Origin of the sequence: Streptomyces sp. NPDC059443, from assembly GCF_042750105.1 — a bacterium.
In the GTDB taxonomy this organism is placed as follows: domain Bacteria; phylum Actinomycetota; class Actinomycetes; order Streptomycetales; family Streptomycetaceae; genus Streptomyces.
In genome coordinates this window covers 226,127-243,536 of the sequence record NZ_JBHYVM010000002.1, presented here as the reverse complement: position 1 = coordinate 243,536, position 17,410 = coordinate 226,127, and the positions used below count along the sequence as shown (strand labels likewise).

General features: G+C 72.1%; 17 protein-coding genes. 15 read left to right on the top strand and 2 right to left on the bottom strand.

What is annotated here, in order from left to right; all coding sequences use genetic code 11:
• The first annotated feature begins 48 nt into the window (after positions 1–48).
• Together ACFXDJ_RS02795 and ACFXDJ_RS02790 are read left to right on the top strand one after the other, a co-directional pair.
• Positions 49–216 (top strand): hypothetical protein, encoded by a 168-nt coding sequence (locus tag ACFXDJ_RS02795; RefSeq protein WP_384847548.1) that lies wholly within the window; start codon positions 49–51, stop codon positions 214–216.
• 142 nt (positions 217–358) lie between these two features.
• Complete coding sequence (locus ACFXDJ_RS02790) at positions 359–865, top strand: ATP-binding protein (RefSeq protein ID WP_384651171.1); 507 nt, start codon at positions 359–361, stop codon at positions 863–865.
• A gap of 79 nt (positions 866–944) precedes the next feature.
• On the opposite strand, the gene idi is transcribed toward ACFXDJ_RS02790, so the two are convergent.
• Entirely contained in the window at positions 945–1,544 is a 600-nt protein-coding gene (gene idi, locus ACFXDJ_RS02785; RefSeq protein WP_384651125.1) for an isopentenyl-diphosphate Delta-isomerase, read from the bottom strand.
• Positions 1,545–1,663: 119 nt separating this feature from the next.
• A complete protein-coding gene (locus tag ACFXDJ_RS02780) occupies positions 1,664–2,275 on the bottom strand; it encodes a GNAT family N-acetyltransferase (RefSeq protein WP_384651123.1) in 612 nt (203 codons plus the stop codon).
• 434 nt (positions 2,276–2,709) lie between these two features.
• Here ACFXDJ_RS02780 and ACFXDJ_RS02775 point away from each other — a divergent pair, with 434 nt between their 5' ends.
• The 13 genes from ACFXDJ_RS02775 to ACFXDJ_RS02715 form a co-directional block, all read left to right on the top strand.
• A complete protein-coding gene (locus tag ACFXDJ_RS02775; protein ID WP_384651169.1) occupies positions 2,710–4,533 on the top strand; it encodes a DUF5941 domain-containing protein in 1,824 nt (607 codons plus the stop codon).
• Entirely contained in the window at positions 4,530–5,282 is a 753-nt protein-coding gene (locus ACFXDJ_RS02770) for a sugar phosphate nucleotidyltransferase (RefSeq protein WP_384651121.1), read from the top strand. The genes ACFXDJ_RS02775 and ACFXDJ_RS02770 overlap by 4 nt, the downstream gene beginning before the upstream one ends.
• A complete protein-coding gene (locus ACFXDJ_RS02765) occupies positions 5,270–6,331 on the top strand; it encodes an iron-containing alcohol dehydrogenase family protein (RefSeq protein WP_384651119.1) in 1,062 nt (353 codons plus the stop codon). Before ACFXDJ_RS02770 ends, ACFXDJ_RS02765 begins: the two co-directional genes overlap by 13 nt.
• The gene (locus ACFXDJ_RS02760; RefSeq protein ID WP_384651117.1) at positions 6,309–7,088 is read left to right on the top strand and encodes a CDP-alcohol phosphatidyltransferase family protein; all 780 of its coding nucleotides are present in this window, start codon (positions 6,309–6,311) and stop codon (positions 7,086–7,088) included. The genes ACFXDJ_RS02765 and ACFXDJ_RS02760 overlap by 23 nt, the downstream gene beginning before the upstream one ends.
• Positions 7,089–7,096: 8 nt before the next feature.
• The gene (locus tag ACFXDJ_RS02755) at positions 7,097–7,969 is read left to right on the top strand and encodes a glycosyltransferase family 2 protein (RefSeq protein ID WP_384651167.1); all 873 of its coding nucleotides are present in this window, start codon (positions 7,097–7,099) and stop codon (positions 7,967–7,969) included.
• A gap of 96 nt (positions 7,970–8,065) precedes the next feature.
• Positions 8,066–8,995, top strand: coding sequence for an ABC transporter permease (locus ACFXDJ_RS02750; RefSeq protein WP_384651115.1), 930 nt, complete (start codon positions 8,066–8,068; stop codon positions 8,993–8,995).
• Positions 8,988–9,767 (top strand): ABC transporter ATP-binding protein, encoded by a 780-nt coding sequence (locus tag ACFXDJ_RS02745; protein ID WP_384651114.1) that lies wholly within the window; start codon positions 8,988–8,990, stop codon positions 9,765–9,767. Before ACFXDJ_RS02750 ends, ACFXDJ_RS02745 begins: the two co-directional genes overlap by 8 nt.
• A 328-nt stretch (positions 9,768–10,095) precedes the next feature.
• Positions 10,096–11,016, top strand: a complete 921-nt coding sequence (gene hpnC, locus ACFXDJ_RS02740) for a squalene synthase HpnC (RefSeq protein WP_384651112.1) — start codon at positions 10,096–10,098, stop codon at positions 11,014–11,016.
• Positions 11,013–11,981 carry a presqualene diphosphate synthase HpnD gene (hpnD, locus tag ACFXDJ_RS02735; RefSeq protein WP_384651110.1) on the top strand — a complete coding sequence of 323 codons (969 nt, stop codon included), beginning with the start codon at positions 11,013–11,015 and terminating at the stop codon, positions 11,979–11,981. The genes hpnC and hpnD overlap by 4 nt, the downstream gene beginning before the upstream one ends.
• 97 nt (positions 11,982–12,078) lie before the next feature.
• Positions 12,079–13,452 (top strand): hydroxysqualene dehydroxylase HpnE, encoded by a 1,374-nt coding sequence (hpnE, locus tag ACFXDJ_RS02730; RefSeq protein ID WP_384651108.1) that lies wholly within the window; start codon positions 12,079–12,081, stop codon positions 13,450–13,452.
• Between the two features lie 98 nt (positions 13,453–13,550).
• A complete protein-coding gene (locus ACFXDJ_RS02725; protein ID WP_330299590.1) occupies positions 13,551–14,645 on the top strand; it encodes a polyprenyl synthetase family protein in 1,095 nt (364 codons plus the stop codon).
• A 125-nt stretch (positions 14,646–14,770) separates the two neighbouring features.
• On the top strand, positions 14,771–16,834 hold the full coding sequence (gene shc / locus ACFXDJ_RS02720) for a squalene--hopene cyclase (protein WP_384651106.1): 2,064 nt from the start codon (positions 14,771–14,773) through the stop codon (positions 16,832–16,834).
• Positions 16,834–17,410 (top strand): hypothetical protein (locus tag ACFXDJ_RS02715; protein ID WP_384847545.1); only part of this gene is annotated, 577 nt, incomplete at its 3' end. The genes shc and ACFXDJ_RS02715, both read left to right, overlap by 1 nt.

Below are 17,410 nucleotides of genomic sequence, written 5' to 3'. Positions count from 1 at the left end.
AGCCTGAGCGGGGGGGGCTTGGGCGCGCCCCCCACCAGGGGTGGGTTGATGGCCGAGCCCCCGCCGGGGGTGAGGGCGGGGGCCCCCGCCGGCGCCACCGCCGGCGCGGCGGGCTCGGCGGCGGCTTCGGTTGCGGGCCCGGCGGCGGACAAGGCGGGCGAGCCGGACAAGGCGCGCGAGGCGGCCGAGAAGCGCCGATCAGAAGATCAGGAATAGTCGAACAACTGACTCCGTCATACGCCAACGGTCAGAAAGTGTCCGAATGACGCTGACTTCTGGTCAGCGGTCCGGTCCGGACCGGTCTGTTCCCCACTCTTGACGTGTGGAGACGATCGAGCGTGAAGACGGGGGCCGGGAGATGGATGTCAGCGGGAGCGTCCCGCCAGTCATGGGGGGTGAGCCGGAGGCTCCGGCCGCCCCCCTCGCGTACGAGGGAGTGTGGCGATTCACCGCTCCCGCTCTAGAAGAATCCGTTCCGCAGGCTCGCCGGGCGGTCCGTGACCTGCTCGGCCGCCAGGGAGTGCCGGCCGACCAGGACCTGGTCTACTCGCTGCTGCTGATCATCTCCGAGCTGGTGACGAACTCGGTCCGGCACGCGGCCCTGCTCTCGCCGGAGGTCGCGGTCGAGGTCGCCATCGGCCGGGAGTGGGTACGGGTGGCGGTCGAGGACAACCACCCGTACCGCCCCAAGGCGCTGGAGGCCGATTTCGGCCAGACCGGCGGCCGGGGGCTCCTGCTCGTCAGGGAGATCACCCTGGAGGCCGGCGGGGTCTGCGACGTCGAGCACACCTCGACGGGCGGCAAGGTGATCTGGGCGGCCCTGCCGCTCACCGCACCCGCCGCGCCGCCGGTCCCGGCGAGCTGACCGGCGTACCGGGCAGCCGCGCCAGGCCGCCGTACCGGTGAGCCGTGCCCGGCCGCCGTCGCCGCACCAGGGCCGGGGGCTACCAGCCCGCCGCGTCGCCCGTCAGCTCGCGGATCGCGGGCCTGGCCGCGTCGAGCACCGTCATGAACCAGGCGGAGAACGGCTCCTCGGCGTTCCGGGTCACCAGCTCCTCGGCGGTCACGAACGCGGTGTCCGCGATCTCCTCCGGGTCCGGCTTCAGCGCCGACTGCGCGAGTCCCACGAACAGGTGGTTGTACTCCTGCTCGACCAGCCCCGACGCCGGGTCCGGATGGTTGTAGCGCACGGTCCCCGCCTCCGCGAGCAGGGAGGGAGACAGCCCCAGCTCCTCGTGGGTCCGACGGGCCGCCGCCGCGAACGGCGACTCCCCGGGGTAGGGGTGACCGCAACACGTGTTCGACCAGACTCCGGGGGAGTGGTACTTCCCGAGGGCGCGCTGCTGGAGCAGCAGCCGGCCCTTCTCGTCGAAGAGGAACACGGAGAACGCCCGGTGCAACAGACCGGGCGCCTGATGGGCGGAGAGCTTCTCCGCCGTGCCGATGGTGTTGCCGGACTCGTCGACCAGTTCGAGCATGATCGGTTCTTGAGCGCCGGTGCCGGTGGACGCGCTGTTCGCGGCGGTGGCTGGTGTGGTCGGCATACCCATCCTTCGCTTCGGACTTCGACCTTCAGTCTGCCGTACAAAAGAGGTTTGTCCCCACTTCGGCGATCCGCGCATGTCTGCCCCCCGCCGCGTGATAAGCGGCGGGGGGCAGGGCGTCAGATGCCGAACGGTGCCGGATACTTGATCGTGCCTGACGGAATCGGCGCGGAGTCGTCCAGCACCAGCGCCATCATCGCCTCGTCGGGCACCTCGAATGGCGCCCGGATTCCGAACCGCGAAGCCGGTGTGAAACCGAAGCGCGCGTAGTACGAGGGATGCCCGAGGACGAGTACGAGCGACTCCCCGCGCTCCCGGGCCGCCGCGAGCAGCGCCCGTACGACCGCGCTGCCGGCGCCCGAGCGTTGGAGCGCGGGGTGGGCGGCCACCGGTGCGAGCGCGAGCGCGGGGACCCCGTCCACCTCGCACCGGGTCAGCAGGGCGTGCGCCGCGACCGACCCGTCCGGGCCCTCGGCCACGTAGGAGAGGCCGGGCAGCCAGGAGCCGTCCGCCCGCAGCGCGTCCACGAGGTCCGCCTCGGCGGGGGTCCCGAAGGCGGCCGAGTTCAGCGCGTGCACGGCGGCCGTGTCGGCCGCGGTCTCCGGCCGGGTGGGCCAGGAGCCGCCGGCCCCGGCCGTGGAACCATCCGGATAGGGGAGGTCTCCCGTGTCCGCCTTGACGGTCTGGTCGGTCTGGTCGGTCTGGTCTGTGTGGTCTGTGTGGTCGGTCAACGTGAACCCTTGAACGGGGGCTCCGGCCGACGGGCCGATCGGTGTGATCAGGCCCGGCCGGATGCCCGGAAGGAAGTGGGGATGGACCGGAGTTCGTCGCCGCCCATGGCCGCGACCTCTGCGACGGTCATCAACCCACCTCTTCCTCGTTCGTTGTCCCGCCTGGGGCGCATATCGCGCGGATCAACGTATTTGCGGGATTCGTACACGTCTGCGATCAGGCTAACACCGCGACGGTTTGAGTCCCCCGGCGTTCTCGTCAATGATGATCAGGCCGGGGCCCGTGGCCCTGGGATATTCGGCTTATCGGGGCGTAAACAGGCGGTGAACCCCTGCTTCCGTTCATCCGATAGCCTCTGCCGACGTGCGGCCGCCCCACCTGGTGCGACCTGGCGCACGTCCGTTTCGTGTGTTCGCGCAAGGAGTGAGTTCGTCTGCCGACCGTCATCCTTACCGGCCTGCCGGTCCCCGGATCGCCGCTCGCGGACGAGTTGCGCTCCCTCGGCTTCGAGGTCCGGCCCGCGGCCACCCCGCAGGAGACCGCCGCCGCGCTGGCCCTCGTACCCGCCGACCAGCGGGTGGCCGTCGTGGACGCCGGGTTCGTCGGGCACGCGCACGCGCTGCGGCTCGCGCTGACCGATCCGCGCTTCGACGCCTGTGCCGTCACCGGGGCCTTCGCCGTCCAGCCGGGCGCCCGCGCCGCGCTCGACCGGGCCGCGGCCCTCGCCGAGGCCTCACGGGAGCAGGAGCAGGAGCAGGAACAGGAGACCGGCCCGTACCCGGACCGGCTCGCCGCCGCGGTCGAGGCCGCCGGCACCGCCGTCCAGCGCCCCGAGCTCGGCACCCTCGTCGCCGCCGTCCCCGCGACCGCCGCCGAGCGCGACGCGGCGACCGCCGCCGTGGCCGCCGTGGACGGCGAGGCCGTCCGGCTGCGCACCGCCGTGAAATCCCGCGACGGGTTCTTCACCACCTTCTTCATCAGCCCGTACTCGCGCTACATCGCCCGCTGGTGCGCGCGCCGCGGTCTGACCCCGAACCAGATCACCACCGCCTCCCTGATCACCGCCCTGATCGCGGCCGGCTGCGCCGCGACCGGCGAGCGCGGGGGCTACGTCGCCGCCGGCGCGCTGCTCCTCGTCTCCTTCGTGCTGGACTGCGTCGACGGGCAGGTCGCCCGCTACGCGCTCCAGTACTCGACGATGGGCGCCTGGCTCGACGCCACCTTCGACCGCGCGAAGGAGTACTCCTTCTACGCGGGCCTCGCGCTCGGCGCGGCCCGTGGCGGCGCCGGACACGGTGACGACGTATGGGCCCTGGCCCTCGGCGCCATGATCCTCATGACCTGCCGGCACGTCGTGGACTTCGCCTTCAACGAGGCCAACCACGACGCCACGGCCAATACGAGCCCCACCGCGGCCCTCTCCGGCCGGCTCGACAGCGTCGGCTGGACGGTGTGGGTCCGCCGGATGATCATCCTGCCGATCGGCGAGCGCTGGGCCATGATCGCGGTGCTGACCGCCGTGACCAGCCCCCGGATCGTCTTCTACGCCCTCCTCGTCGGCTGCTCCTTCGGCGCGCTCTACACCACCGCCGGCCGGGTCCTGCGCTCGCTGACCCGCAAGGCCGGGAGGACCGACCGGGCCGCCCAGGCACTGGCCGACCTCGCCGACTCGGGCCCCGTCGCCGAGCTCGTGAGCCGCGTCCTGGGCTGGCTGGCCCCCGGCGTCGGGATCGCCGCGGCCGTGTTCGGCTCGGGGTCCCTGCTGTGGGCGGCCTGGGCGCACGAGTTCGGCTCCCGCCAGGTGGTCATCGCCGCCGTCTTCTACGCGGTCCTCGCCGGCGCGGCCGTGGCCCGCCCCCTCAAGGGCGCCCTCGACTGGCTCGTCCCGCCCGTCTTCCGGGCCGCCGAATACACCACCGTGCTGATCCTCGCCGCGAAGGCGGACGTACCCGGGGCCCTTCCTGCGGCATTCGGACTGGTCGCGGCGGTCGCCTACCATCACTACGACACGGTGTACCGCATCCGCGGTGGCACCGGCGCGCCCCCGCACTGGCTGGTGCGGACCACCGGCGGGCACGAGGGCCGGGTCCTGCTGACCGCGGTCCTGGCCTACGTCCTGGCATCGCGCGCCACCGACTTCCCCGTCGCGCTCACGGCCCTGGCCGTTTTCGTGGCACTCGTGGTGCTCGTGGAGAGCATCCGCTTCTGGGTCTCCTCCGGGGCACCCGCCGTACATGATGAAGGAGAAGCAGCATGATCGGCCTCGTCCTCGCTGCCGGTGCCGGACGCCGTCTGCGTCCCTACACCGACACCCTGCCCAAGGCCCTCGTGCCCGTCGGCCCCGAAGGCGACGAGGAGAGCCTCACGGTCCTCGACCTGACGCTCGGCAACTTCGCCGAGGTCGGCCTCACCGAGGTCGCCATCGTCGTCGGCTACCGCAAGGAAGCCGTGTACGAGCGCCGGGAGGCCCTTGAGGCCAAGTACGGGGTCAAGATCACGCTGATCGACAACGACAAGGCCGAGGAGTGGAACAACGCCTACTCCCTGTGGTGCGCGCGTGACGTCCTCAAGCAGGGCGTGATCCTCGCCAACGGCGACACCGTCCACCCGGTCTCCGTGGAGAAGACCCTGCTCGCCGCCCGTGGCCAGGGCCAGAAGATCATCCTCGCCCTCGACACGGTCAAGCACCTGGCCGACGAGGAGATGAAGGTCATCACCGCCGAGGGCGAGGGCGTCCGGCGGATCACCAAGCTGATGGACCCCGCCACCGCCACCGGTGAGTACATCGGTGTCACCCTCATCGAGCCGGAGGCCGCCGAGGCGCTGGCCGAGGCCCTGAAGACCACCTTCGAGCGCGACCCCGACCTCTACTACGAGGACGGCTACCAGCAGCTCGTCAACGACGGCTTCACGATCGACGTGGCCCCCATCGGCGACGTCAAGTGGGTCGAGATCGACAACCACGACGACCTCGCCAAGGGCCGGAAGATCGCATGCCTGTACTGACGCGGCTGATCCCCTCGCCTGTTGTCGTCGACATCAGCCGTGGGGCGATGGACGATCTGGCCGGCCTCCTGGCCGACCAGCGCGTCTCCGCGTCCGGAAAGCTCGCCATCGCGATCAGCGGAGGCTCCGGCGCGGTGCTGCGCGCCAAGCTGGAGCCCGTGCTGCCGCACGCCGACTGGTACGCCGTCGTCGACGGGACCATCGACTCCGCGGTCAAGCTCGCCGACGACATAAAGGGCCGCCGCTACGACGCCGTCGTGGGCCTGGGCGGGGGCAAGATCATCGACGTGGCGAAGTACGCCGCGGCGCGGGTCGGGCTGCCCATGGTGGCCGTCGCCACCAACCTCTCCCACGACGGCATCTGCTCCCCGGTGTCCATCCTGGACAACGACAACGGCCGGGGCTCCTACGGGGTCCCCATGCCGATCGCGATGGTCGTCGACCTCGACGTCATCAGGGAGGCCCCGGTGCGGTTCATCCGCGCCGGCGTCGGCGACGCGATCTCCAACATCTCGGCCATCGCCGACTGGGAGCTCTCGCGCAAGGTCACCGGCGAGCCCGTCGACGGCCTGGCCGCCGCCATGGCCCGTACCGCCGGCGAGTCCGTACTGCGCCACCCCGGCGGATGCGGCGACGACGAGTTCCTCACCGTGCTCTCCGAGGCGCTCGTGCTCTCCGGCATCGCCATGGCGATCAGCGGGGACACCCGCCCGTCGTCCGGCGCCTGTCACGAGATCAGCCACGCCTTCGACCTGCTCTACCCGGGGCGCTCCGCGCTCCACGGCGAGCAGGTCGGCATCGGTGCGGCCTTCGCCATGCACCTGCGGGGGGCCGCCGAGCAGTCCGGGCTCTTCGCCGAGGTGCTGCGGCGCCACGGCCTGCCCGTGCGGCCCGAGGAGATCGGGTTCAGCGCGGACGAGTTCGTCAAGGCCGTCGAATACGCACCTCAGACCCGTCCGGGACGCTTCACGATCCTGGAACACCTCAACCTGTCCGCAGCCGAGATCAGGGACGCTTACGCCGACTATGCCCAGACCATCCGTAGCTGAACTCCGGCCCGTCGTTCACCCGCCGGGCGTCAAGGACCGGCGCAGTGGCGAGCACTGGGGCGGACGCCTCTACATGCGCGAGATCTCCCTGCGCATCACCCGGGTCCTGGTGGGCACCAAGGTCACGCCCAACCAGCTGACCTACCTGATGACCCTCGCCGGTGTCCTCGCCGCCCCGGCCCTGCTGGTGCCCGGCGTCTGGGGCGCCGTGCTCGGCCTGGTCATGGTCCAGCTCTACCTGCTGCTCGACTGCGTCGACGGCGAGGTGGCCCGCTGGAAGAAGCAGTACTCGCTGTCGGGCGTGTACATGGACCGGGTCGGCGCCTACCTCTGCGACGCCGCGGTCCTGGTCGGCTTCGGCCTGCGCGCCTCCGATCTGTGGGGCGGCGGGCGGATCGACTGGCTGTGGGCCTTCCTCGGCACCCTCGCCGCGCTCGGCGCGATCCTGATCAAGGCCGAGACCGACCTGGTCGGCGTCGCCCGGCACCAGACCGGCAAGCCCCCGGTCCAGGAGTCGGCCGCCGAGCCGCGCTCCTCCGGCATGGCGCTCGCCCGTCGGGCCGCCGCCGCGCTCAAGTTCCACCGCCTCGTCCTGGGCATCGAGGCGTCGATGCTCATCGTGCTGCTGGCCGTCCTGGACCAGGTCCGCGGCGACCTGTACTTCTCCCGGCTCGGCGTGGCCGTGCTGGCGGGCATCGCGCTGCTCCAGACCGTTCTGCACCTGGTGTCGATCATGGCCTCCAGCAGGCTCAAGTGACGTCGCCGATGCGGCTGGGCGCCGTCATCATCACCATGGGCAACCGGCCCGACGAGCTCAAGGCGCTCCTCGACTCGGTGGCCCGGCAGGACGGACCCCCGGTCGAGGTGGCCGTCGTGGGCCAGGGCGTGAAGCTCACCGGGCTCCCCGAGGGCGTGCGCGCCGTCGAGCTGCCCGAGAACCTGGGCATCCCGGGCGGCCGCAACGTGGGCATCGAGGCCTTCGGCCCCGGCGGCCGCGAGGTGGACGCCCTGCTCTTCCTCGACGACGACGGGCTGCTGGAGCGCACCGACACCGCCGAGCTGTGCCGGCAGGCCTTCGCCGAGGACCCGGAGCTCGGGATCGTCAGCTTCCGGATCGCGGATCCGGACACCGGCGAGACCCAGCGCAGGCACGTGCCCCGGCTGCGTGCCGCCGACCCGATGCGCTCCTCGCGCGTGACCACCTTCCTGGGCGGCGCCAACGCCGTGCGCACGAAGGTGTTCGAGCAGGTCGGAGCCCTGCCGGGAGAGTTCTTCTACGCCCACGAGGAGACCGATCTGGCCTGGCGGGCGCTCGACGCCGGCTGGCAGATCGACTACCGCGCGGACATGGTGCTCCTGCATCCCACGACGGCCCCCTCCCGGCACGCGGTCTACCACCGTATGGTGGCCCGAAACCGGGTATGGCTCGCCCGCCGCAACCTTCCCGCCCCGCTGGTCCCGGTCTACGTGGGCGTCTGGCTCCTCCTGACGCTCCTGCGCAGGCCCTCGATGCCGGCGCTCAAGGCCTGGTTCGGCGGGTTCAAGGAGGGGTGGACCACTCCCTGTGGCCCCCGCCGCCCCATGAGATGGCGTACGGTCTGGCGGCTGACCCGGCTGGGCCGACCGCCTGTCATCTGATCCCCTCGCGTCTGAGAACATGGCGCGATCACGACCCGATCGCCTCAGACCCGATGCCACCTTCTGCCGCATCACGAAGACGGAAAGTTTCATCTTGTGAGTGACACAACTCAGGACGGCGCCCTCGCCACGAGCAAGCCGCCGTCCCAAGACGCGGGGCTGAGCCCCGTGGAGCTCGCCAGGAAGTACGGGCTGTCCGTGAGCGGAGCCCGGCCCACGCTGCCCGAGTACGTGCGGCAGCTCTGGGACCGGCGCCACTTCATCATGGCCTTCTCCCGGGCCAAGCTGATGGCGCAGTACAGCGAGGCGAAGCTCGGTCAGATCTGGCAGGTGGCGACCCCACTGCTCAACGCGCTCGTCTACTACCTGATCTTCGGTCTGATCATGAACGCGTCCCGCGGCATGGCGAAGGGGGTCTACATTCCCTTCCTGGTGATCGGCATCTTCGTTTTCACCTTCACCCAGAGCTCGCTGATGGCGGGAGTCCGGGCCATCCCCGGCAACCTCGGCCTGGTCCGCGCCCTGCACTTCCCGCGCGCCTCCCTGCCGATCTCCTTCTCGATGCAGCAGCTCCAGCAGCTCCTGTACTCGATGATCGTCGTGTTCGCCGTCGCGGTCGCCTTCGGCAACTACCCGAAGCTGTCGTGGCTGCTGGTGATCCCGACGCTGGTGCTCCAGTTCATCTTCAACACCGGCCTCGCCCTGGTCTTCGCGCGCATGGGCTCCAAGACGCCCGACCTTGCGCAGCTCATGCCCTTCATCACGCGTACGTGGATGTACGCCTCCGGCGTGATGTTCTCGATCAGCGGGATGCTCAAGGGCAAGCCCGAGTGGATCGCGGAAGTGCTCCAGTGGAACCCCGCGGCGATCTACATGGACCTGATGCGCTACGCGCTGATCGACGACTACGGCCGGCACAATCTGCCGCCGCACGTCTGGCTCTTCGCGGTCGCCTGGGCCGTTGTGATCGGCCTCGGCGGATTCGTGTACTTCTGGAAGGCTGAGGAGCGTTACGGCCGTGGCTGAGAACAACGAGGGGAACATCCCCACCGTCATCGCCGACGAGGTGCACATCGTGTACCGCGTCAACACGGGCAGGTCCGGCAAGGGCAGCGCCACGGCGGCGCTGAGCAAGATAGTCCGCCGGGGCAAGGGCGATGCGCCGGGCGTCCGCCGGGTCCACGCCGTGCGCGGCGTCTCCTTCACGGCGTACCGCGGAGAGGCCATCGGAGTCATCGGCTCCAACGGTTCCGGCAAGTCGACCTTGCTGCGGGCCATCGCCGGCCTGCTGCCGTGCGAGTCCGGCAAGGTCTACACCGAGGGCCAGCCCTCGCTGCTGGGCGTCAACGCCGCGCTGATGAACGACCTCACCGGCGAGCGCAACGTGGTCCTCGGCGGTCTCGCGATGGGCATGAGCCGGGAGCAGATCAGGGAGCGTTACCAGAGCATCGTCGACTTCTCGGGCATCAACGAGAAGGGGGACTTCATTTCCCTGCCGATGCGCACCTACTCCTCCGGTATGGCTGCGCGCCTGCGTTTCTCCATCGCGGCCGCGAAGGACCACGACGTCCTGATGATCGACGAGGCGCTGGCCACCGGTGACCGGAAGTTCCAGGTGCGTTCCGAGGAACGCATCCGCGAACTGCGCAAGACCGCCGGAACCGTTTTCCTTGTCAGTCACAACAACAAGTCCATCCGCGACACCTGCGACCGGGTGCTGTGGCTGGAGCGGGGCGAACTCCTGATGGACGGTCCCACCGAGGAAGTCGTCTCGGCATACGAGAAGGCGACCAGCTGACGGATCCCGGCCACCGGCCCCCGCCGCTTCGTGCGGCGGGGGCCGTGGCATGCCGTGGCTTTTATCCGGGCGACATCAGGCGCGGAGCGAATACCCGTCGAGCCGTCGCGGCGTTGTACAGCGTAAGCTGGGTCAGTCCTCAATCGCGGGCAAGAGGGGACGATTCCCCACAGGTGAATAGCCTGAGGCACCCCGGGGAAAGTCCGGCGGCGTGTCCGAAATAGGATGTATTGGGTTGGCAGTGTAGAACGGGAGATGTGACGGCAATGGCTACGGGAATTCTCCGGCCCCCAGGCACGACGGCCGTCTCCGCCGCGGGCGGCGGGCGGTGACCCCGGGGCACGGCATCGGCCCCGACGCCCACACGGGCCTCACCCTCGACAAGGCCCGGACCGAGAACTTCCCCGTCGCCCCCGCCTTCCTGCCCCGCGCCTGGCGCCGGGGCCTGATGGCGGTCTACGGGTACGCCCGCCTGGTCGACGACATCGGCGACGGCGATCTCGCCCCGGGCGGTCGCGACGCCGTGCTGCTCGGCCTCGATCCCGCCGCCGTGGACGACCGGCTCGCCATGCTCGACGCCTTCGAAGCCGACCTGAAGCGGGTCTTCGGCGGCACCGACGGCCCCCCGCGCCACCCCCTGATGCTGGCCCTGCAGCCCGTCGTACGGGACCACGGGCTCACCCCCGAGCCGTTCCTCGGGCTCATCGAAGCCAACCGGCAGGACCAGCGGGTCGCGCGCTACGAGACGTACGGCGACCTGGTCCGCTACTGCGAGCTCTCCGCCAACCCGGTAGGCCGCCTCGTCCTCGGCCTCACCGGCACCAGCACCCCCGAGCGGATCCGCCGCTCCGACGCGGTCTGCACCGCCCTGCAGATCGCCGAACACCTCCAGGACGTGGCCGAAGACCTCGCCCGCGACCGCATCTACCTCCCGGGCGAGGACATGCGCCGCTTCCGCGTGGCCGAATCCGACCTGGGAGCCCCCAGCGCCGGAGCATCCGTACGCGCGCTCGTCGCCTTCGAAACCGAACGCGCGCGGGATCTCCTGAACGAGGGCACGCCGCTCGTGGGCAGCGTCCACGGAAGGCTACGGCTGCTGCTCGCCGGCTTCGTGGGAGGAGGGCGCGCCGCCCTGCGAGCCGTCACCGACGCCGGCTTCGACGTACTCCCCGGCCCTCCCAAGCCCACCAAGAGCGGCCTGCTCCGCGAGGTGGCCGCCGTCCTGCGCACAGCGCCGAGAAAGGGGTGAGCCCGACCGTGGAGGGCCCCACACACGCGTCCGCACCCGGCGCGCCGTCCGCGCCCGTGCTGGCGGCCTACAGCTACTGCGAGACCGTCACCGGCTCGCAGGCGCGCAACTTCGCCTACGGCATCCGGCTGTTGCCGGCCGACAAACGACAGGCGATGTCGGCGCTCTACGCCTTCTCCCGGCGTGTCGACGACATCGGCGACGGCACCCTCGCCCCCGCGGTCAAACTGGCCCGGCTGGAGGAGACCCGCGCCCTGCTCGGCCGGATCCGCGACGGGAAGATCGACGAGGACGACACCGACCCGGTCGCCGTCGCCCTCGCCCACGCCTCGCGCCGCTTCCCGATCCCCCTCGAAGGGCTCGACGAACTCATCGACGGCGTCCTCATGGACGTGCGCGGCGAGGCCTACGAGACCTGGGACGACCTCAAGGTCTACTGCCGCTGCGTGGCCGGAGCCATCGGCCGGCTCTCGCTCGGCGTGTTCGGCACCGCCCCCGGCGCGCCCGACGCGGCCCGGGCCGGGGAGTACGCCGACACCCTCGGCCTCGCCCTGCAACTCACCAACATCCTCCGGGACGTGCGCGAGGACGCGGGCAACGGGCGCACCTACCTGCCCGCCGAGGACCTCGCCAAGTTCGGCTGTTCCGACGGCTTCCAGAGCGAGCGGATGCCCGCCGGCGCGGACTTCGCCGGGCTCGTCCACCACGAAGTCCGGCGCGCCCGCGCCCTGTTCGTCGAGGGCTACCGGCTGCTGCCCCTGCTCGACCGGCGCAGCGGCGCCTGCGTCGCCGCGATGGCCGGGATCTACCGGCGCCTGCTCGACCGCATCGAGCGCGAGCCCGATGCCGTGCTCCGGGGCCGCGTCTCGCTGCCGCCGCACGAGAAGGCGTACGTGGCCGTCCGCGGGCTCTCCGGACTCGACGCGCGGACCATCTCGCGCCAGAGCAACCGGAGGCGGCTCTGATGGCGGCCGCCGGGCAGGTCCGACGGGCTACCGCGGAGCGGGACGGGGCAACCCGCCGCGCCCCGGTCGCGTCTGTCGCGGTGACAGAGGAGGACGTATGACAGCGAACCACGCCGTCGTGATCGGCGGCGGGCTCGCCGGGGTCACCGCCGCGCTGGAGCTCGCCGACGCGGGCCTGCGCGTGACCCTGCTGGAAGGCCGGCCCCGCCTCGGCGGCCTCGCCTTCTCCTTCAAGCGCGGCGACCTCACCGTCGACAACGGCCAGCACGTCTACCTGCGCTGCTGCACCGCCTACCGGTGGTTCCTCGACCGCATCGAAGGCGCGGACCTGGCCCCCCTCCAGGACCGGCTCGACGTACCCGTGCTGGACGTGGCCCACCCCGGCGGCCCGCGCCTGGGCCGGCTGCGCCGAAGCGCCCTGCCCGTGCCCCTGCACCTGGCCGGCTCCCTCGCCCGCTACCCCCACCTCTCGCTCGCCGAACGGGCGGGCGTCGGGCGCGCGGCCCTCGCGCTGCGCCGCCTCGACCCCGCCGACCCGGCGCTCGACGGCCTGGACTTCGCGACCTGGCTCGGCCGCTACGGCCAGTCCCCGCGCACCATCGAGGCGCTGTGGGACCTCGTCGGCATCGCCACCCTCAACGCCACCGCCGAACAGTCCTCGCTGGGCCTGGCCGCGATGGTCTTCAAGACCGGGCTGCTCTCCGAGAACGGCGCGGCCGACATCGGCTGGGCCCGCGTACCGCTCGGCGACCTCCACGACGTCCTCGCCCGCCGCGCCCTCGACGCGGCCGGGGTGCGCACCGAGCTGCGCACCCGGGTCACCGGCATCTCCCGTACCGAGGACGGCGGTTGGCGGGTCGATACCGAGGGCGAGTCGCTGGACGCCGGCGCCGTGGTCCTCGCCGTCCCGCAGCGCGAGGCGCACGGGCTGCTTCCGGCCGGCGCGCTCGCCGACCCCGACAAGCTCCTCGACATCGGCACCGCGCCCATCCTCAACGTGCACGTCGTCTACGACCGCAAGGTGGTCAAGCAGCCGTTCTTCGCGGCCCTCGGCTCCCCGGTCCAGTGGGTCTTCGACCGCACCGAGTCCTCCGGACTCCCCGACGGCGGCCAGTACCTGGCCCTGTCCCAGTCAGTCGCCCACGAGGACATCGACGAGCCCGTCTCCGTCCTGCGCGCCAAGTACCTGCCCGAGCTGGAACGGCTGCTGCCGGCGGCGCGCGGCGCCAAGGTACGGGACTTCTTCGTCACCCGGGAGCGCACCGCCACCTTCGCCCCCACCCCCGGCGTCGGGCGCCTGCGGCCCGGCGCACGGACCGACACGCCGGGGCTCTACCTCGCCGGTGCGTGGACCGCGACCGGTTGGCCCGCGACCATGGAGAGCGCCGTCCGCAGCGGACTGAGCGCGGCCCAGGCCGCACTCGCCACGCTGGGCCGCCACCGCGAACACCCCTTGCAGGAGGCGGCATGACCACCACCGGCACCACCAGCCTCACCGGTACCGGCATCACCACCGGCATCGCAGCAGCACCACGCACCGCAGTACGTACAGGAACCAGAGGAGAGCCAGTGAACCCGGGGAATCCGGCCGTCGAGAACACGGACGCCAGTGCGGGCCCGGCCGGCGGGGAGAAGGCGGACACGCTCGCCCTCCTCGAACGCGGCCGTACGCTCTCGACGCCCGTGCTCCGCGCCGCCGTGGACCGGCTCGCCGCGCCCATGGACACCGTCGCCGCCTACCACTTCGGCTGGATCGACGCCTACGGAAACCCGGCGGACGGCGACGGCGGCAAAGCCGTCCGCCCCGCCCTCGCCCTGCTCTCCGCCGAGGCCGCGGGCGCCGCGGCCGAGGTGGGCATCCCGGGAGCCGTCGCGGTCGAGCTCGTACACAACTTCTCGCTGCTCCACGACGACCTGATGGACGGCGACGAGCAGCGCCGCCACCGCGACACGGTGTGGAAGGTCCACGGACCGGCCCTCGCGATCCTGGTCGGCGACGCGCTGTTCGCCCTGGCCAACGAGGTGCTCCTGGAGCTCGGCACGGTCGAGGCCGGGCGCGCCGCCATGCGCCTGACCACCGCCAGCCGCAAGCTCATCGACGGCCAGGCGCAGGACATCTCCTACGAGCACCGCGAGAGCGTCAGCGTCGAGGAATGCCTGGAGATGGAGGGCAACAAGACCGGCGCCCTGCTCGCCTGCGCGGTCTCCATCGGCGCCGTGCTCGGCGGCGCGGACGACCGTACGGCCGACAAGCTGGAGGAGTACGGCTACCACCTCGGCCTGGCCTTCCAGGCCGTCGACGACCTCCTCGGCATCTGGGGCGACCCGGAGTCCACCGGCAAGCAGACCTGGAGCGACCTGCGCCAGCGCAAGAAGTCCCTGCCCGTCGTCGCCGCCCTCGCGGCCGGCGGACCGGCCTGCGAAGAGCTCGCCGAACTGCTCGCCGCCGACGCCAAGAGCAACGACTTCGAGAACTTCTCTGAGGAGGAGTTCGCGGCCCGCGCGGCGCTCATCGAGGCGGCCGGCGGCCGCCAGTGGACCGCCGACGAGGCGCGCCGCCAGCACGCGGTGGCGATCAAGGCCCTGGACGACGTGGACATGGACCAGAAGGTGCGTGACCAGCTCGTGGCACTCGCCGACTTCGTCGTCGTGCGCAAGAGGTGATCGCCACCCGTACGCGCATATGACTCGCCAGTCGCCGGCCGGTACTGCCTGCCCGTAGTACCGGCCGACGGCAACCCCCAGTACAGCGGAGGACAGCAGAGGACACTGCACACAAAGGGGAAGCCATGACAGCGACGACCGACGGCGGCGGCCCCACCGCGGCCGCATCGGAGAGTTCCACACTTGAAGGGGCTCCGCCGGGCCCGCTGCGCGACGCGCACGAGGCGACGGCGAGGGCGGTGCGCAACCTGCTCGACCGGCAGGACGAGGCCGGCTGGTGGAAGGGCGACCTGGAGACCAACGTCACCATGGACGCGGAGGACCTGCTGCTGAGGCAGTTCCTCGGAATCCGGGACGAGGCCACCACGCACGCCGCCGGCCTGTTCATCCGCGGCGAGCAGCAGGGCGACGGCACCTGGGCCACCTTCCACGGCGGCCCCCCGGACCTCTCCGCCACCATCGAGGCCTACGTGGCCCTGCGCCTCGCCGGGGACGCCCCCGACGATCCGCACATGGCCCGCGCCTCCGCGTGGATCCGGGCCCACGGGGGAATCGCCGGCGCCCGCGTCTTCACCCGCATCTGGCTGGCGCTGTTCGGTTGGTGGAGCTGGGACCACCTGCCCGAACTCCCGCCCGAACTGGTCTTCCTGCCGCCCTGGGTACCGCTGAACATCTACGACTTCGGCTGCTGGGCCCGGCAGACCATCGTCCCGCTCACCGTGGTCTCCGCCCTGCGCCCGGTCCGCCCGGCCCCCTTCGCGCTGGACGAGCTGCACACCGACGCGCGCAACCCGAACCCGGCCAGGAGGCCCGCCCCGCTGGCGAGTTGGGGCGGCGCCTTCCAGCGGATGGACAAGGCCCTGCACGTCTACCGCCGGTTCGCCCCGCGCCGCCTGCGCAGGGCGGCCATGGCGAGCGCCGGCCGCTGGATCGTGGAGCGCCAGGAGAACGACGGCTGCTGGGGCGGGATCCAGCCGCCCGCCGTGTACTCCGTCATCGCCCTGCACCTGCTCGGCTACGACCTGAAGCACCCGGTGATGCGGGCCGGACTGGAGTCCCTGGACCGGTTCGCGGTCTGGCGCGCGGACGGCGCCCGGATGATCGAGGCCTGCCAGTCCCCGGTGTGGGACACCTGCCTGGCCGCCATCGCACTGGCCGACGCCGGACTGCGCCCCGACCACCCGGCCCTGGTCAAGGCCGCCGACTGGATGCTCGGCGAGGAGATCGTCCGCAGCGGCGACTGGGCCGTGCGCCGGCCCGGACTGGCCCCGGGCGGCTGGGCGTTCGAGTTCCACAACGACAACTACCCCGACATCGACGACACGGCCGAGGTGGTCCTCGCGCTGCGCCGGGTCAAACACCCCGACCCGGCACGCCTCGAAGCCGCCGTCGCCCGCGGGGTGTCCTGGAACCTCGGCATGCAGTCGAAGAACGGCGCCTGGGGCGCCTTCGACGCCGACAACACCAGCCCCCTGCCCAACAAGCTGCCCTTCTGCGACTTCGGCGAGGTGATCGACCCGCCCTCGGCGGACGTCACCGCCCACGTCGTGGAGATGCTCGCCGTCGAAGGCAGGGCGGGTGACGCCCGCACCCGGCGCGGGATCGCCTGGCTGCTCGCGGAACAGGAGCCGGACGGCGGCTGGTTCGGCCGCTGGGGCACCAACTACGTCTACGGGACCGGCTCGGTGGTCCCGGCCCTGACCGCCGCCGGGTTCGCCCCCTCGCACCCCGCGATCCGGCGGGCCGTGGGCTGGCTGGAGTCCGTACAGAACGAGGACGGCGGGTGGGGCGAGGACCAGCGTTCCTACAAGGACCCGTCCTGGGCCGGGAAGGGCGCCTCGACGGCCTCGCAGACGGCCTGGGCGCTGATGGCCCTGCTGTCGGCGGGGGAGCGCGAGGGGGACGCGGTCCGCCGGGGGATCGCGTACCTCGTCGGGACCCAGCGGGCGGACGGCACCTGGGACGAGCCGTACTTCACCGGGACCGGCTTCCCCTGGGACTTCTCCATCAACTACCACCTGTACCGGCAGGTGTTCCCGCTCACGGCGCTCGGCCGCTACCTGTACGGGGAGCCGTTCGGCCCGGACGGCCGGTACGCGGATCCGGGCGTGTTCCCGGCCGTGCCCGTACCCCCGGCCGCATCCCCGGCCGCGGACCCCACCGCCTCCCCGGCCGACGGGGAGGCCTGATGCACCCGGACCGCGAAGCCGCCCCCGGCCCGCCCCCGCTGCTGGTCGCCTGTGCGCTGCGCATCGAGCGGACGGCCCTGCGCAGCGGCAGCGCGACGGGCGCACCCGAGCGCTACGAGGTCCTGCGCACGGGCATGGGCCCCCGCTCGGCCGACCGCGCCGTCGGCCGCGCCCTGGCCGGTCCGGCGCTGCGCGGGGCCGCGGTGCTCGCCACCGGATTCTGCGCCGGGCTGCTGCCCGGCATGAGCCCCGGCGACCTGATCGTCGCCGAGGAGACCCGGGACCCGCGCGGCACGGTCGCCTGCGCCGGTACCGCCCTGCTCGCCGAGGCGCTGGCCCGGGCCGTACCCGGCCGGACCGTACACCTCGGTGCACTGACCGGATCCGACCACGTCGTCCGGGGCCAGGAGCGCGCGGAACTGCGCGCCACCGGCGCCATCGGGGTCGACATGGAATCTGCGGCCACCCTGTGGACCGCGGCCCCGGGGGGGGGCCCCCCCCCCCCCCCCGGCGCCCCCCCGCCCCCCGCGGGGGGGCGGCCGGGGGGGGGGGGGGGGGGCGCGGGCGCAGGCCGGG

Excerpts from the sequence above, each read along its gene's own strand:
- ACFXDJ_RS02795 (WP_384847548.1), top strand. The coding sequence starts at position 49 with ATGGCCGAGCCCCCGCCGGGGGTGAGGGCGGGGGCCCCCGCCGGCGCC.
- ACFXDJ_RS02790 (WP_384651171.1), top strand. The coding sequence starts at position 359 with ATGGATGTCAGCGGGAGCGTCCCGCCAGTCATGGGGGGTGAGCCGGAG.
- idi (WP_384651125.1), bottom strand. The coding sequence starts at position 1,544 with ATGCCGACCACACCAGCCACCGCCGCGAACAGCGCGTCCACCGGCACC.
- ACFXDJ_RS02770 (WP_384651121.1), top strand. The coding sequence starts at position 4,530 with ATGATCGGCCTCGTCCTCGCTGCCGGTGCCGGACGCCGTCTGCGTCCC.
- ACFXDJ_RS02765 (WP_384651119.1), top strand. The coding sequence starts at position 5,270 with ATGCCTGTACTGACGCGGCTGATCCCCTCGCCTGTTGTCGTCGACATC.
- ACFXDJ_RS02760 (WP_384651117.1), top strand. The coding sequence starts at position 6,309 with ATGCCCAGACCATCCGTAGCTGAACTCCGGCCCGTCGTTCACCCGCCG.
- ACFXDJ_RS02755 (WP_384651167.1), top strand. The coding sequence starts at position 7,097 with ATGCGGCTGGGCGCCGTCATCATCACCATGGGCAACCGGCCCGACGAG.
- hpnE (WP_384651108.1), top strand. The coding sequence starts at position 12,079 with ATGACAGCGAACCACGCCGTCGTGATCGGCGGCGGGCTCGCCGGGGTC.
- shc (WP_384651106.1), top strand. The coding sequence starts at position 14,771 with ATGACAGCGACGACCGACGGCGGCGGCCCCACCGCGGCCGCATCGGAG.